Origin of the sequence: Kosakonia radicincitans DSM 16656 (genome assembly GCF_000280495.2) — a bacterium.
Lineage (GTDB): Bacteria > Pseudomonadota > Gammaproteobacteria > Enterobacterales > Enterobacteriaceae > Kosakonia > Kosakonia radicincitans.
The window spans coordinates 4,643,837-4,659,029 of record NZ_CP018016.1; the positions used below are offsets into that span (position 1 = coordinate 4,643,837).

The following is a 15,193-nucleotide window of genomic DNA, read 5'->3' on the forward strand; positions in this document are numbered from 1 at the left end:
TGCCCTTTTTGCGCCAGCGTCATAGATATAAACGACTTTTCATTTCTTACCATCTCTTTTAATTTGTCTCTACATAACCCCGCATGCCGAATGGGTGGCGATAATGAGTAATCTCTCTTCCGAACAGTTTGTCAGTACAGTACAACCCACCCTTCCCGGCCAGCCGGCGTATCCTGGTGCCTGGTCTCAGGACGAATTGCAGTGCGCCAACATTAAAGCGCACATTGACGCCTTTCATCAGTGGTTGGGGCACGTTTTCGACGCAGGCATTTCCGCGGAACAACTGATTGAAGCCCGCACCGAATTTATCGATCAGCTTTTGCAGCGCTTATGGCTGGGGTACGGTTTCGGTGAAGTCGGCGATATCGCGCTGGTTGCGGTAGGCGGTTACGGTCGGGGTGAACTGCACCCCTTATCGGATATCGATCTGTTGATTCTCAGCCGTAACAAACTTCCCGATGAGCAGGCCCAGAAAATCGGCGAGCTACTGACGCTGCTGTGGGATGTGAAACTGGAAGTCGGCCACAGCGTACGCACTCTGAATGAGTGTTTGCAGGAGGGGCTATCGGATCTCACGGTCGCCACGAACCTGATTGAATCGCGGCTATTGATTGGCGATGTCGCGCTGTTTCTGGAATTGCAAAAACACATCTTTAGCGATGACTTCTGGCCTTCCGAAACCTTCTTCCCGGCCAAAGTGGTGGAGCAAAATGAACGCCACCAGCGCTATCATGGCACCAGCTATAATCTTGAACCGGATATAAAAAGTAGCCCCGGAGGGCTGCGCGACATCCATACATTGCAGTGGGTCGCTCGCCGTCATTTTGGCGCAACATCGCTGGACGAAATGGTCGGTTTCGGCTTTTTGACCGAAGCCGAACGCAATGAGCTGAATGAGTGTTTGCACCTGCTGTGGCGGATCCGCTTTGCGCTGCATCTGGAGCTAAATCGCTACGACAACCGCCTGCTTTTTGATCGGCAGCTCAGCGTTGCCCAACGTCTGAATTATGTAGGCGAAGGCAATCAGCCGGTTGAACATATGATGAAAGATTTCTTCCGCGTCACGCGGCGCGTCAGCGAACTGAATCAGATGCTGCTGCAACTCTTTGACGAAGCTATTCTGGCGCTGACTGACGATGAAAGGCCGCGCGCGATTGATGATGAGTTCCAGTTACGCGGTACGCTGATCGACCTGCGCGATGAGACGCTCTTCATTCGCGAGCCGCAGGCGATTTTGCGCATGTTTTATATCATGGTGCGTAACAGCACGATCACCGGGATTTACTCCACCACCCTGCGCCATCTGCGTCACGCGCGTCGCCATCTGACGCAGCCGCTGTGCTATATCCCGGAAGCGCGCTCAATTTTCCTCAGCATGCTTCGCCACCCCGGCGCGGTCAGCCGCGGGCTACTGCCGATGCATCGCCACAGCGTACTGTGGGCTTATATGCCGCAGTGGTCGCACATTGTTGGTCAGATGCAGTTTGACCTGTTCCACGCCTATACCGTGGACGAACACACCATCCGCGTGCTGCTGAAGCTGGAGAGCTTCGGCAAAGAAGAGACGCGCAATAAGCACCCATTGTGCGTGGAGCTGTGGCCGCGCCTGACGCACCCGGAGTTGATACTGATTGCAGCATTGTTCCATGATATCGCCAAAGGTCGCGGCGGCGATCACTCGGTGCTCGGCGCGCAGGATGTATTGAAATTTGCGGAATTACATGGGCTGAACTCGCGGGAAACCCAGCTCGTTGCCTGGCTGGTACGTCATCACTTGCTGATGTCGGTCACCGCCCAGCGCCGCGATATTCAGGATCCGGAAGTGATCAAACAGTTCGCCGAAGAGGTACAAACGGAGAACCGTCTGCGCTTCCTCGTCTGCCTGACCGTCGCGGACATTTGCGCCACCAATGAAACCCTGTGGAATAGCTGGAAACAGAGCCTGTTGCGCGAACTCTATTTCGCCACCGAAAAACAGCTGCGCCGCGGCATGCAAAACACACCAGATATGCGCGAACGTGTGCGCCACCATCAGTTGCAAGCGCTGGCGCTACTGCGGATGGACAATATTGATGAAGAGCAACTGCATCAGATCTGGGCGCGCTGCCGCGCCAACTATTTTGTTCGCCACAGCCCAAATCAGCTTGCCTGGCATGCGCGACACTTATTGCAGCACGATCTGAGCAAACCGATGATCCTACTGAGCCCGCAGGCAACGCGCGGCGGTACCGAGATCTTTATCTGGAGCCCGGATCGACCGTACCTGTTTGCCGCCGTCTGCGCCGAACTCGACAGACGCAACCTCAGCGTCCATGACGCGCAAATCTTTACCACGCGCGACGGCATGGCGATGGATACCTTCATCGTGCTGGAACCGGACGGCAGCCCGCTCTCCGCCGATCGTCACGATGCTATCTGCTTTGGGCTGGAACAGGCGATTACCCAGCACAGCTGGCAGCCGCCGCAACCGCGTCGCCAGCCGGCTAAATTACGCCACTTTACGGTGGATACTGAGGTGAATTTCCTGCCGACACACACCGACAGAAAATCATTCCTGGAATTGATTGCTCTTGATCAGCCAGGCCTGCTGGCGCGGGTCGGTCAGGTGTTCGCGGATCTGGGAATTTCGCTGCATGGCGCCCGAATTACAACCATTGGTGAGCGAGTAGAAGATTTATTCATAATCGCAACTGCCGACCGGCGTGGCCTTAATAATGCGCTGCAAAAGGAGGTACAACAACGGTTGACAGAGGCCCTCAATCCAAACGATAAAGGGTGATTGATTTTTTACACTGATGGAAAGAGTAAACAATGCAGCAGTTACAGAACGTTATTGAAGCGGCTTTCGAGCGTCGCGCAGAGATCACCCCGGCAAATGTGGATACCGTAACTCGCGAAGCGGTAAATCAGGTTATTGCCCTGCTCGATTCCGGCGCACTGCGTGTCGCAGAAAAAATCGAAGGCCAGTGGGTCACTCATCAATGGCTGAAAAAGGCCGTTCTGCTTTCTTTCCGCATTAACGATAACCAGGTTATCGACGGTGCGGAAAGCCGCTACTTCGATAAAGTACCGATGAAATTTGCCGACTATGACCAGGCGCGCTTTCAGAAAGAAGGTTTCCGCGTGGTTCCGCCAGCAGCGGTTCGTCAGGGCGCATTTATTGCCCGCAATACTGTGCTGATGCCGTCTTATGTGAACATTGGCGCATATGTTGATGAAGGTACGATGGTGGATACCTGGGCGACCGTAGGTTCCTGCGCGCAGATTGGTAAGAATGTTCACCTCTCCGGCGGCGTCGGTATTGGCGGTGTTCTGGAGCCATTACAGGCAAACCCGACTATCATTGAAGATAACTGCTTTATCGGTGCGCGTTCAGAAGTAGTGGAAGGCGTTATTGTTGAAGAAGGTTCGGTTATCTCGATGGGCGTTTATATCGGCCAGAGCACGCGAATTTACGATCGTGAAACTGGCGAAGTGCACTACGGCCGTGTGCCGGCTGGCTCCGTGGTTGTTTCCGGCAACCTGCCATCTAAAGATGGCAAATACAGCCTGTACTGCGCTGTAATCGTGAAGAAAGTTGATGCCAAAACCCGTGGCAAAGTAGGTATTAACGAACTGCTGCGCACCATCGACTAAGTCTTTCCCTCTCCCTGTTTGGGAGAGGGTGATATATCCCGCCTTTTTTGCATTTTCATGTGGCAAAAATAGATTTTTTCGTTAATTATTCATAGGTTATGTTGAGCTTAAGGGTACCGCTATGTACGATAATCTGAAAAGTTTAGGCATCACCAATCCTGATGAAATCGATCGCTATAGCCTCCGCCAGGAAGCGAACAACGATATTCTGAAAATCTATTTTCATAAGGACAAAGGCGAGTTTTTTGCCAAGAGCGTTAAATTCAAATACCCCCGCCAGCGTAAAACAGTCGTCGCCGACGGTGTAGGGCAAGGCTATAAAGAGGTGCAGGAGATCAGTCCTAACCTGCGCTATGTGATTGATGAGCTGGATCAAATCTGCCAGCGCGATCGCACTGAAGTCGATCTGAAACGTAAGATCCTTGACGATCTACGCCATCTTGAAAGCGTAGTGACCAATAAGATTAATGAAATCGAATCCGATCTTGAGAAGCTGACCCGCAACAAATAAGTCCATTTTGCCGGGTGGGGTCTTCCCTCTCCCGGCAAAATATCAGTGTTGTTCATCCAGTTGCAGCGCCACGTACAGCAGCAACCTGTCATCGAAATTGCCTAAATCCAGCCCCGTCAGTTCAGAGATACGATTCAGACGATATTCCAGCGTGTTTCGGTGAATAAAAAGCGCCTTCGATGTTGCCAGCGGTTGCACGTTATGACGAAACCAGGCCGCCAGCGTACGGCGCAGTAGCCCATTGTTGTCCATCGCTTTTAAACGAGACAATGGACGCGCCAGTTCATTGGCCTGCCAGCCGCCACGCAAACTGTCGAGCAGCACCGGCAGCATTAAATCCTGGTAAAAGTAACTGCGGTTTTCCGGCATACGCTGTTTACCCACCATCATGGTGGTACGCGCCGTACGATACGATCGGGCAATGCTGCCCGGCCCGGTAAAATAGTTGCCCAGCGCGACACGAAAGCGCAGCTGGCCATTCTCTTTCATACGGGTAATCAATTGTTCTACACGTTTGCGGTGATCTTCCGCATCCCAGCGACCAAACTGATTGAGCGCCGGTTTCAGCACCACCATTTCAGTCAGTGAGACAATCGCAATCAGGTTGTTGCGTTCCGGTGTCGTCAGCGCATTTTGTAGCTGTTGTAGCTCAGCCATTGCGCTATCCACACCCAACTGGCCGCTGTCCACTTCCACCACCGCAACGACACGCGGCTGATTTAAATCTATGCCGAGGCGCTGCGCCCACTCAGTTAACGCCGGAGTGTGCTCTTCAGCCTGGATCAGATTCATCACCAATTCTTCACGCAGGCGGCTATCCTGCGCCAGCAGATGCATCAGACGAGACTGTTCCAGCATCATTTCGGCAGTCATACAGACCAGTTCGCCATATTTACGTAACGTTTCCGGTTCGCCGGTCAGACCGATAACGCCAACAATTTCCCCTTCAAGGCGCAGCGGCAAGTTGATGCCCTGGCGTACGCCATGCAGATGGCGGGCAACCGCGTCATCAATATCGACAACACGCCCCTGGGAGAGAACCAATAGCGCGCCTTCGTGCAATTCACCAATTCGTTCACGATCGCCACTACCGATGATGCGACCGCGTGCATCCATGACGTTAATGTTCGTATCGATGATGCGCATCGTCCGCGCCACGATATCCTGTGCCATTTTAGTATCAAGATGCCAGCCAGCCATGTAACCCTCCCCTGTGCAGAGCCCAAGCATATGGGAGAAAGTCCTGGCAATCACTGTGCAAATGCACAAAGCAACATTCGGAAGTATGGAGTTGTGGAAGGCTTCACAAAACGGGAGGAGAGCCCTCTTCCCCGACATGGAGGAAGAGGGTCTGGCAGATTACTGCATCAACAGGTAGATGGAAGTATCACCACGCTGAATGTTCAACGCCAGTACGGAAGGTTTGCTGTCGAGAATTTTGCGCAACTCGGCGATATTTTTCACCGGCTGTTGGTTCGCGCCAACAATGACATCACCTTTTTTCAGGCCAATCTGCGCCGCCTGGGAGTTGGCTTTCACCGAATTCACCACCACGCCGCCATCTTTGCCTTTATTGCTCATTTCCGCGCCATCAATTCCGCTGAAAATAGTGCTGGAATCAACCTGGTTCTGGCTGCTCTGCTGCAGTTCCAGCGTAATGTTCACCGGTTTGCCGTCACGCAACATGCCCAGTTCAACTTTGCTGCCAATCGGCATTGAACCCACTTCAGCACGCAGTGCGGCAAAGCTGCTGATAGGCTTGCCATTAAGCGAAGTAATCACGTCGCCCGCTTTCACACCCGCTTTCGCGGCGGCAGAATTCGGCATCACCTGGCTAACAAACGCCCCGCGCTGCGCATCGACTTTCATCGCTTTTGCCAGCTCAGAGTTCAGCTCGGTGCCCATAATACCCAGTTCTCCACGGCGAACCTGACCGTACTGAACCATCTGCCCGGTAAGGTTTTTCACCATATTACTTGGGATGGCGAAGCCGATACCGATGTTGCCGCCGTCCGGCGCAAGGATCGCGGTGTTGATACCAATCAGCTCACCGTTCAGGTTCACCAGCGCGCCGCCGGAGTTCCCGCGGTTGATCGCCGCATCGGTCTGGATAAAGTTTTCATAGTTCTCCGCATTCAGACCGCTACGGCCCAGCGCGGAAACAATCCCGGAGGTCACGGTTTCGCCCAGACCGAACGGGTTACCAATCGCCACGGTGTAATCGCCCACGCGCAACGCATCAGAGTCGGCAATCTTAATCGCCGTCAGGTTTTTCGGATCCTGGATTTGAATCAGCGCGATATCAGAACGCGGATCTTTACCCACGACTTTGGCGTCAAATTTGCGCCCATCGCTCAGTTGTACCTTGATAGTATTCGCGTTATCCACGACGTGGTTGTTAGTAACGACATAGCCTTTCGCTGCGTCAATAATCACTCCGGAACCCAACGCCATAAATTTCTGCTGCTGGCTGTCGGCGCCGCCCTGACCATCCTGGCCGCCGCCCTGGCAGAACGGCGAGCCCTGGAACGGTGATCCATCCTGGCAGAACGGTGAATTATCACCGAAGAACTGCTGGAAGTTGCGCGGCATACGCGGTGTGTTTACCGTGGTGCTGCCTTCAACATTGATACTCACGACCGATGGCATAACTTTTTCCAGCATCGGCGCGAGGCTTGGCATTTGCTGCGATGTGGTCGCTGAAGATGCTGTTTCCGCTGCCATAGCCGACAGAGGGGACAGCGCTAAACTTAAACTCAGAGCCAATGCACTCATTGCTAACGTGGTTTTTTTCATGTCTCTCAATCTCATTACCGATTAACGCAAACTGCTGTGTATGTGTCACTCAGAGTCGATTTATAGCCTGAAGTTCAGGAATCAAGTGTCTGGAAAAAGTAAAAATTTATTGGCTGTCTTTACAATTCAAACACGTTATTCCACGGCCATCATCCGTCTATATTCATCCCATGAATATAGATCTGTCATACCGCTAATATAGTCCTGGATTAATCGACAACGGTGATAATACTCCAGCACCGGATACGCCAAAGCATCGGGCGATAATTTGCTGACCGCCTCGACATACGCGAGCCGGTGGCGCGTCGAAAGTTTATGAAACAGGCGCGATTCAATCGGGAAACGACGCAAACGTTCTTTTTCCACCAGCTCGGTAAAATCCGCCAGTGATAATTGCAACAACGGGCGGTAAATTTCCAGCAGCCCGCTAATCACGCGATAACCCTGTAATTCCAGTTGCTCGACGTCCGGGTGGCTGAACACCTGTTTAATGGCGACATTTTTATATAATTCAAGTAGCTGGCTGAAGTCGCTATCATCTTCCAGCAAAGCATGGTTGAATTCTCCGCTGAAAATCTGCGGCAGATTATCAATAAATCGTTGTGCGGCGTAGGGCACCAGTTTATTCAGCGTGTTCACACGCAAATACATGAAGAACTGATCTTCTGCGCTGCGGCTCATAGAATTAACACGGGATTTGTCCCACGCATTTTCGACAACCTGAGCAAACAGCGATCCTTTTTCATGCTCGCCCCAGGCATCATAAAGATGCTGATAAAGTTGCTCGGCAGTGAAAATACGTTTCTCAACGGCATCTTCCAGATCGGCGACACAATAAGAGATATCGTCGGCAGCCTCCATTATCCACGTCAAAGGGAAGCGGCTGTAAATATCGAGATCTAATTCTTTACGTAAGCGCGCAACATACGCTTCCTCGGAAAAATAATAACCCGGTTTTTTCATTAAATAGCTGTGCGAAGCTGGCGGTTCTCCAACCCACCACGCCGGACGGGTATATTTTAAAATACAGCCAACCTGTGCCCAGGTCAGATTCATGCGCATTAATGTATGCACCAGACGAATACCCTGCGCATTACCTTCAAAATGGCTTAAATCGTGACGAACCTTGCAGCGCAGCGCGTTAAGTTCATCCTCCCCTTCGCGCAGACGCAATACCACCACTTCGCAGCGATCGTCAGATGATGGCTGTCCGACAGCGTCATCCGGTGATAAACGCTGGCGGAACCAGTCATTAATGGCCGCTTCGCCAAAATGACCGAATGGCGGGTTGCCGATATCGTGCATCAGACAGGCCATTTCGACGATGCTCTCGAAGGGCCCGGTCAGTTCATCCAGGCCATAAGTTTCCAGCAGGCGCTGCTCTTTCAAACGGCTGAGGATCTCTTTGGCGATATAGCGCCCCACTTGCTGTACTTCCAGCGAGTGCGTCAACCGCGTACGAACCGCCGCATTTCGCTCCAGCGGGAAAACCTGAGTTTTTTGCTGCAAACGCCGGATAGCGGGAGAGTTGATGATCCGCCCGCGATCGCTTTCAAAAATACGCAGAATTTCACGTTCGGTTTTCACGCCCTGCGGCGAACGATAGCGGCGGCGCCAGTTTATCTTGTTGCGAAAATCGATCTCTGCCATTTCCTCTCCTGTGCGAAGCGTCACGGGATATCATTACAATCCTGTATGCCATGATAGACTATGCCCTGGAAACGTAATTCTGTCCTATCACATTAGCGAGTATCTCCATGAAAATTGGCATTATTGGTGCAATGGAAGAAGAAGTTACGCTGCTGCGTGACAAAATCGAAAACCGTCAAACGCTCAACGTTGGCGGCAGCGAAATCTACACCGGTACGCTGAATGGTACAGACGTCGCGCTGCTGAAATCAGGCATTGGTAAAGTTGCCGCGGCGATGGGCGCGACCCTGCTGCTGGAGCGTTGCCAGCCGGACGTGATTATCAATACCGGTTCCGCTGGTGGCCTTGCACCGACGCTGAAAGTGGGCGATATCGTGGTGTCTGACGAAGCGCGTTATCACGATGCCGATGTCACCGCATTCGGTTATGAGTATGGCCAGCTTCCTGGCTGCCCGGCCGGGTTTAAAGCCGATGGCAAACTGATTGCGGCGGCAGAAGTCTGCATTAATGAACTGGATCTGCATGCTGTGCGCGGGCTGATTGTCAGCGGCGATGCCTTTATTAATGGCTCTGTTGGCCTGGCGAAAATCCGTCACAACTTCCCGCAGGCGATTGCCGTAGAAATGGAAGCCACCGCCATTGCTCACGTTTGCCACAACTATGGCATTCCGTTTGTTGTTGTTCGCGCCATCTCAGACGTTGCCGATCAGCAGTCCCACCTCAGCTTTGATGAGTTCCTGGCCGTGGCGGCGAAGCAGTCCAGCCTGATGGTTGAAACTCTGGTGCAGAAACTGGCTCGTGGTTAATCATTTTTTCAGGGTGCTTGCCACCCTGCTTGTTCTGATGCCGGCGTGGTTGTTCGCCGCGCCGCGCGTCATCTCCCTCTCCCCGGCCAATACAGAACTGGCATTTGCCGCAGGCATCACTCCCGTTGCCGTCAGCAGCTATTCTGATTACCCGCCCGCAGCGGCAAAAATTGAGCAGGTTGCCAGTTGGCAAGGCATCAACCTCGAACGCATTGTCGCACTAAAGCCCGATTTGGTACTGGCATGGCGCGGCGGCAATACGGAGCGTCAGGTCAACCAGCTAAAACAGTTCGGTATCACCGTAATGTGGGTGGATAGCATTACCATTGAGCAGGTGGCGGATACGCTGTTTAAACTGGCTCCCTACAGCCCAAGACCGCAACAGGCAGAACAAGCGGCTCAACATCTGCTTGCCGAATACCAGACGCTAAAATCCCGCTATGCCAGCCAGCCCAAAAAACGGGTCTTTCTGCAATTTGGCGCGCAACCGCTGTTTACCAGTGGAAAAGGGTCAATTCAGAACGAGGTTCTGGAGCTTTGCGGCGGGGAAAATATTTTCGCCGCCAGCCGCGTGCCGTGGCCGCAGGTAAGCCGTGAACAGGTGCTTGCGCGGCAGCCGCAGGCGATTGTTGTGGCAGGAGAAGCGGACGAAATCCCCAAAATTGAACAGTTCTGGCAAAAACAGCTGAATGTACCGATTATTTCTCTGCACGGTGACTGGTTTGAACGGGCAAGCCCGCGTATTATCCTCGCCGCTCAACAACTCTGTACTGCCCTTGCGCAGGTGAAATAACTGGGGAATCAACCATGCTGGTTTACTGGCTGGATATTATTGGCACCGCCGTATTTGCGATCTCGGGCGTTTTGCTGGCCGGGAAATTACGTATGGACCCCTTCGGCGTGCTGGTACTTGGCGTCGTGACAGCCGTTGGCGGCGGGACCATCCGTGATATGGCATTGGCGCACGGGCCAGTATTCTGGGTGAAAGATCCAACCGATCTCGTCGTCGCCATGGTGACCTGCATGCTGACGATTGTGCTGGTTCGTCAGCCCCGGCGTTTGCCCAAATGGATCCTGCCGGTACTGGATGCGGTGGGATTAGCAGTTTTTGTCGGTATCGGCGTCAACAAAGCGTTTATCGCCGAAACCGGGCCGCTTATCGCTATCTGTATGGGCGTATTGACCGGCGTCGGCGGCGGGATCATTCGCGATGTACTGGCGCGCGAAGTGCCGATGATCCTGCGCACCGAAATTTACGCGACGGCCTGTATCGCCGGGGGGATTGTTCACGCCACGGCGTTTTACTTCTTTGCTGTGCCGCTGGAAACCGCCAGTATGCTGGGCATGGTGGTGACGCTGGTTATTCGCCTGGCCGCAATTCGCTGGCATCTGAAGTTACCGACCTTTGCACTGGATGATTCCGGGCGCTAATCGGCAACCCGGATTAGCGCCTCAGGTGCAGATTGTTCTGCTGTTGATGATCGGCCTGTATTTCAAAGCAGGCTGTGAATATAAAAATATTTAATTAGTTCGCCATTATTACGCAAATTCAGTTTTTTCATTGCATTCATTTTTTGGGTAGCTACGGTACTTATCGCCCGACAACGCTTTTCGGCAATCTCAAGTAGGCTGTATCCCTCAGAGAACATTTTTATCACTTCCCACTCTTTCTTTGACAACCTCTCATATTTACCGCTATACAATTGCTGCGTAATATACGCTGAAATATATTTCTGCTGTATTTCCGGATTTAATACGTGCTCAATTACCCGTTTTAGTTCAGCCGAACTATCGCTCATGCTAATAATTGCATCAACATTCATCTTTACCAGTTGGTCAATGATATGCGCATCGGCTTCCAGCAGAATCAACAGGACCTTGCAGCCAGAGGCAAGCGCATCGTCTGTTGTTTGCCGTAAACTCTGACTTGTATTGCTGATGATTGTAAACCATGTACTGAGGTCGAGAATAATGAGATCAACAGGCTGCGCGCTGGTGATTTGCAAAAGCGCATCGTAATGCTTAAATACGCTAAACGTAATGTCAATATTCTTATTGTCAGGCACGCATTCTATCAGCAGTTTGTTTAGTATGTTGAATTTATTTAGCAGCGCTATATTAATATTTTGAAGACAATTATGCATCCATGCCTCACTAAAGTTCCTTCCTGGTTAAATGTTACTATCGCGGATTTGCCTGCGGATAACAAAAGCAGATACTAACACTTCCCAAAAAGTTGTCGCTGAAATAATCACTGCCACTTTGAAATTAAGAAAATTATATCGTTAAAATTAATTTTTATATTTCTATAGCAAAAATAAAAACAGTTTATATCCATGACATTAATTAGCATGATGCGACATTATACTAATGCTCATAGCCAACGATAAGCACATCAGAATCGGTGAAAACAAAAAAGCCGCGTCGATAAACGCGGCTTTTTTACAGGCAGCAAACGGTTCTCAGATGCTGAAAGAGGAACCACAACCGCAGGTGCTGGTCGCATTCGGGTTAGTTACCACGAAGCGGGAACCTTCCAGGCCTTCGGTATAATCTACCGAGCCGCCTACCAGATATTGCAGGCTCATCGGATCAACCACCAGGCCAACGCCCTGTTTCTCAATGGTCATATCACCATCGTTGATTTGATCGTCAAAGGTAAAACCGTACTGGAAGCCGCTGCAACCACCACCGGTGATGTAGACACGCAGCTTCAGATTCGGGTTATCTTCGTCCGCAATCAGGTTCTTTACTTTGTTGGCTGCTGCGTCGGTAAACTCCAGCGGCAGCGCTACGTCATCACTCATGTCTTGCTCCCAATTGATACTGCGATCTGGGCAAATATTAACCCGATCTTTTCGGCTATTATCCAGTATGCAACTAAATCGTTCAAGTATTCTCCCGCTCCATATGACGATCCTCGCTGGCAGATTGCCTGGCAAGCGTACGTGCCAGAATAGCGGAATAGAGCGGTTTACCTCCAAGAAACTGCGCTAACAGTGTCGCACCAAGGCAGGTAATGATCATTGGCAATATAAGCTGATAATTGTCTGTCATTTCCAGAACCAGCACGATCCCGGTCAGCGGCGCGCGTAACGACGCCGCCAGCAACGCCCCCATTCCGGCAATGGCAAACGTCCCGGCATCTAACTGATAATGCGGGAAGAGAATAGCGCTCGCACTGCCGAACGCCATCCCCAGGACTGTACCCAGCGCCAGCATCGGCGCAAAAATTCCGCCCGGCGCACCGGAACTAAAACAGAGCAAGGTGGTAACAACGCGGGCAAGGAAAATGAACAACAGCATGCCCACGGTATAATTGCCCGCCGTCGCTATCGGGATGAGAGCAAAACCGCCGCCGGAGAGCGCTGGCGCAACCAGTCCTAAAACGCCGCATGCGCCGCCAACGATGCCGCCAATCAGCACCCACTTCCCGGTGTGCCCGCCGTGAAGTCGCTGAAACAGATCCTGGGTACGCAGCACTAACGCATTAAACAGTGGGCCGACACAACCAAACACCATTCCCAGCAGCAGATAGAGCCACAGCGTGTTCACTGGCGCATTGCTGAGTTTGCCGACATCGATCACCGCCGCCTCGCCGTTAAACAACCGGAACACAATGCTCGACATAATCACGCCGGTAAACACCGCTTTAATTGAGATCAGGTTGTAGTGAAACTGTGAGCGCATCTCTTCAATGATGAACAGGATCCCCGCCAGCGGCGCGTTAAATGCCGCTGAAAGCCCGGCCGCTGCACCGGTCGCCAGCAGCGTATGGCGGGCTTCACTGCTGCGCAGGCGAAACAGATCGCCCACCATTCGCCCGATATTGCCGCCGATCTGCACCGTCGGCCCTTCACGCCCCAGCACCATACCCGCCCCCAGCGTTCCCATGCCGCCGATGAATTTCACCGGCAGTACGCGCCACCAGCGCACCGGGCGGAGTTCTTCCAGTGCGCCTTCAATTTCAGGGATACCGGAACCGCCCGCCTCTGGCGCAAAGCGCCGCACCAGCCAGTAGCCAATCATCGCCAGACACGCCGAACCGATAAACGCCAGCGGCCAGACCAGCGCGCTGTTCGCCACCTGTCCCAGTGCGCCGATACGCGCGTTCAACACCGCGTTGACCGCTTTCTCAAACGCCACGCCAACCAAACCCGTCAGCGCACCGGCTATTGCAGCCACCACTAAAATTGCCAGCGGCGTTTTATCGCGTTGCAGCATCTGACGCACGATATTCCGTCGGCGGCGTTGCTCAACCTGTTGTTGTTCGAATGAGGGAGTCTCTGCTTGCATCTGATTTTCTATAGGTCATACAAAAGAGGTATTGTAACCAGCGACTGCCGCCGCGTCGCGGGGGAATGTCCTGCAAAATATGTCGTTTCACCAGGGCAAAACTTTCATAACATTCGTGTAATCACATAGAATGACCGGCATTGAATTTTCCACGAACCAGGTAATGAAAGATGAGTAAGTCTGAAGAACTCTATAACGCAGCGCGCGAACTGATCCCCGGCGGTGTCAATTCACCGGTACGCGCCTTTACCGGCGTCGGTGGTACGCCGCTGTTTATCGAGCGTGCTGACGGTGCTTATTTGTATGACGCCGATGGTAAAGCCTATATCGATTACGTCGGTTCCTGGGGGCCTATGGTGCTGGGGCACAACCACCCGGCCATTCGCAACGCCGTTATTGAGGCGGCCAGCCGCGGGCTGAGCTTTGGTGCACCAACGGAGATGGAAGTCAAAATGGCCGCGCTGGTGACCGAACTGGTACCCACCATGGATATGGTACGCATGGTGAACTCCGGTACGGAAGCCACCATGAGCGCCATCCGCCTGGCGCGCGGCTTTACCGGCCGCGACAAAATCATCAAATTCGAAGGTTGCTACCACGGCCACGCCGACTGCCTGCTGGTGAAAGCTGGTTCCGGCGCGTTGACCTTAGGCCAACCGAACTCACCGGGCGTTCCGGCTGATTTCGCCAAACACACGCTGACCTGCACCTATAACGATCTCGATTCCGTTCGCGCGGCCTTCGAACAGTATCCGCAGGATATCGCCTGTATCATCGTTGAACCGGTTGCCGGCAACATGAACTGCGTACCGCCGCAGCCGGAATTCCTGCCGGGCCTGCGCGCGCTGTGTGACGAATTCGGCGCGCTGTTGATCATTGACGAAGTGATGACCGGCTTCCGCGTTGCGCTGGCAGGCGCGCAGGCTTATTACGGCGTCGAGCCGGATCTGACCTGTCTGGGCAAAATTATCGGCGGCGGCATGCCGGTAGGCGCGTTTGGCGGGCGCCGTGAGGTGATGGACGTACTGGCGCCGACCGGCCCGGTCTATCAGGCTGGCACACTCTCTGGCAACCCGATTGCGATGGCTGCGGGCTATGCCTGCCTGACTGAAGTGGCGCAGCCGGGCGTTCACTCCACGCTAACCGAGCTGACCACGCAGCTGGCCGACGGTCTGCTGGAAGCAGCGCAGCAGGCAGGCATTCCGCTGGTCGTCAACCACGTAGGTGGTATGTTCGGCCTGTTCTTTACCGATGCGCCAGCCGTGACCTGCTATCAGGATGTGGTGAAGTGCGACGTTGAACGCTTTAAGCGTTTCTTCCATCTGATGCTGGAAGAAGGCGTTTATCTTGCGCCGTCAGCGTTTGAGGCGGGCTTTATGTCCGTGGCACATAGTGAAGAGGATATCGATAACACTATCGATGCCGCACGTCGCGTTTTCGCGAAGCTGTAATGTTTTTTGCCGGATAAGGCACAGCCCTCTCCCCGGTGGGGAGAGGG

At 53.1% G+C, this 15,193-nt stretch carries 13 protein-coding genes; 7 read left to right on the top strand and 6 right to left on the bottom strand.

The window, feature by feature from the left end; translation table 11 throughout:
- Positions 1-103: 103 nt before the first annotated feature.
- The 3 genes from glnD (at position 104) to Y71_RS22345 (ending at position 4,147) form a co-directional block, all read left to right on the top strand.
- Entirely contained in the window at positions 104-2,779 is a 2,676-nt protein-coding gene (glnD, locus tag Y71_RS22335; RefSeq protein WP_007373221.1) for a bifunctional uridylyltransferase/uridylyl-removing protein GlnD, read from the top strand.
- A gap of 32 nt (positions 2,780-2,811) precedes the next feature.
- Positions 2,812-3,636: a 2,3,4,5-tetrahydropyridine-2,6-dicarboxylate N-succinyltransferase gene (gene dapD / locus Y71_RS22340; RefSeq protein ID WP_007373220.1), complete on the top strand. Its 825-nt coding sequence runs from the start codon at positions 2,812-2,814 to the stop codon at positions 3,634-3,636.
- A gap of 121 nt (positions 3,637-3,757) precedes the next feature.
- Positions 3,758-4,147, top strand: a complete 390-nt coding sequence (locus Y71_RS22345) for a DUF3461 family protein (protein ID WP_007373219.1) — start codon at positions 3,758-3,760, stop codon at positions 4,145-4,147.
- Between the two features lie 42 nt (positions 4,148-4,189).
- On the opposite strand, the gene cdaR is transcribed toward Y71_RS22345, so the two are convergent.
- The 3 genes from cdaR to dgt form a co-directional block, all read right to left on the bottom strand.
- Positions 4,190-5,347 carry a DNA-binding transcriptional regulator CdaR gene (cdaR, locus tag Y71_RS22350; protein ID WP_007373218.1) on the bottom strand — a complete coding sequence of 386 codons (1,158 nt, stop codon included), beginning with the start codon at positions 5,345-5,347 and terminating at the stop codon, positions 4,190-4,192.
- A 159-nt stretch (positions 5,348-5,506) separates the two neighbouring features.
- Complete coding sequence (gene degP / locus Y71_RS22355; RefSeq protein ID WP_035886488.1) at positions 5,507-6,943, bottom strand: serine endoprotease DegP; 1,437 nt, start codon at positions 6,941-6,943, stop codon at positions 5,507-5,509.
- Positions 6,944-7,078: 135 nt separating this feature from the next.
- A complete protein-coding gene (gene dgt / locus Y71_RS22365) occupies positions 7,079-8,593 on the bottom strand; it encodes a dGTPase (protein ID WP_007373216.1) in 1,515 nt (504 codons plus the stop codon).
- Positions 8,594-8,700: 107 nt separating this feature from the next.
- Between dgt and mtnN the strand changes: the two genes are divergently transcribed.
- From mtnN to Y71_RS22380, 3 genes are read left to right on the top strand one after another with little or no spacing between them, the layout of a single operon-like run.
- Entirely contained in the window at positions 8,701-9,399 is a 699-nt protein-coding gene (gene mtnN / locus Y71_RS22370) for a 5'-methylthioadenosine/S-adenosylhomocysteine nucleosidase (protein WP_081120854.1), read from the top strand.
- A 37-nt stretch (positions 9,400-9,436) separates the two neighbouring features.
- Positions 9,437-10,192, top strand: coding sequence for a vitamin B12 ABC transporter substrate-binding protein BtuF (btuF, locus tag Y71_RS22375; protein ID WP_007373213.1), 756 nt, complete (start codon positions 9,437-9,439; stop codon positions 10,190-10,192).
- 14 nt (positions 10,193-10,206) lie between these two features.
- Positions 10,207-10,830, top strand: a complete 624-nt coding sequence (locus Y71_RS22380; RefSeq protein WP_007373212.1) for a TRIC cation channel family protein — start codon at positions 10,207-10,209, stop codon at positions 10,828-10,830.
- A gap of 62 nt (positions 10,831-10,892) precedes the next feature.
- On the opposite strand, the gene Y71_RS22385 is transcribed toward Y71_RS22380, so the two are convergent.
- The 3 genes from Y71_RS22385 to clcA all read right to left on the bottom strand — a co-directional run bounded on the left by Y71_RS22385 (position 10,893) and on the right by clcA (position 13,695).
- Positions 10,893-11,465, bottom strand: coding sequence for a helix-turn-helix transcriptional regulator (locus tag Y71_RS22385; protein ID WP_161518614.1), 573 nt, complete (start codon positions 11,463-11,465; stop codon positions 10,893-10,895).
- A 396-nt stretch (positions 11,466-11,861) separates the two neighbouring features.
- Positions 11,862-12,206, bottom strand: a complete 345-nt coding sequence (erpA, locus tag Y71_RS22390) for an iron-sulfur cluster insertion protein ErpA (protein ID WP_007373210.1) — start codon at positions 12,204-12,206, stop codon at positions 11,862-11,864.
- Between the two features lie 82 nt (positions 12,207-12,288).
- Positions 12,289-13,695, bottom strand: coding sequence for a H(+)/Cl(-) exchange transporter ClcA (gene clcA / locus Y71_RS22395; RefSeq protein WP_035886492.1), 1,407 nt, complete (start codon positions 13,693-13,695; stop codon positions 12,289-12,291).
- A gap of 170 nt (positions 13,696-13,865) precedes the next feature.
- Between clcA and hemL the strand changes: the two genes are divergently transcribed.
- Entirely contained in the window at positions 13,866-15,146 is a 1,281-nt protein-coding gene (gene hemL / locus Y71_RS22400; protein WP_007373208.1) for a glutamate-1-semialdehyde 2,1-aminomutase, read from the top strand.
- The last annotated feature ends 47 nt before the right edge of the window (positions 15,147-15,193 follow it).

Bases quoted from the DNA above. Each gene is read 5' to 3' on its own strand.
- erpA (WP_007373210.1), bottom strand. From the start codon at position 12,206: ATGAGTGATGACGTAGCGCTGCCGCTGGAGTTTACCGACGCAGCAGCC.
- dapD (WP_007373220.1), top strand. From the start codon at position 2,812: ATGCAGCAGTTACAGAACGTTATTGAAGCGGCTTTCGAGCGTCGCGCA.
- cdaR (WP_007373218.1), bottom strand. From the start codon at position 5,347: ATGGCTGGCTGGCATCTTGATACTAAAATGGCACAGGATATCGTGGCG.
- Y71_RS22345 (WP_007373219.1), top strand. From the start codon at position 3,758: ATGTACGATAATCTGAAAAGTTTAGGCATCACCAATCCTGATGAAATC.
- degP (WP_035886488.1), bottom strand. From the start codon at position 6,943: ATGAAAAAAACCACGTTAGCAATGAGTGCATTGGCTCTGAGTTTAAGT.
- dgt (WP_007373216.1), bottom strand. From the start codon at position 8,593: ATGGCAGAGATCGATTTTCGCAACAAGATAAACTGGCGCCGCCGCTAT.
- btuF (WP_007373213.1), top strand. From the start codon at position 9,437: ATGCCGGCGTGGTTGTTCGCCGCGCCGCGCGTCATCTCCCTCTCCCCG.
- mtnN (WP_081120854.1), top strand. From the start codon at position 8,701: ATGAAAATTGGCATTATTGGTGCAATGGAAGAAGAAGTTACGCTGCTG.
- glnD (WP_007373221.1), top strand. From the start codon at position 104: ATGAGTAATCTCTCTTCCGAACAGTTTGTCAGTACAGTACAACCCACC.
- Y71_RS22380 (WP_007373212.1), top strand. From the start codon at position 10,207: ATGCTGGTTTACTGGCTGGATATTATTGGCACCGCCGTATTTGCGATC.
- hemL (WP_007373208.1), top strand. From the start codon at position 13,866: ATGAGTAAGTCTGAAGAACTCTATAACGCAGCGCGCGAACTGATCCCC.
- clcA (WP_035886492.1), bottom strand. From the start codon at position 13,695: ATGCAAGCAGAGACTCCCTCATTCGAACAACAACAGGTTGAGCAACGC.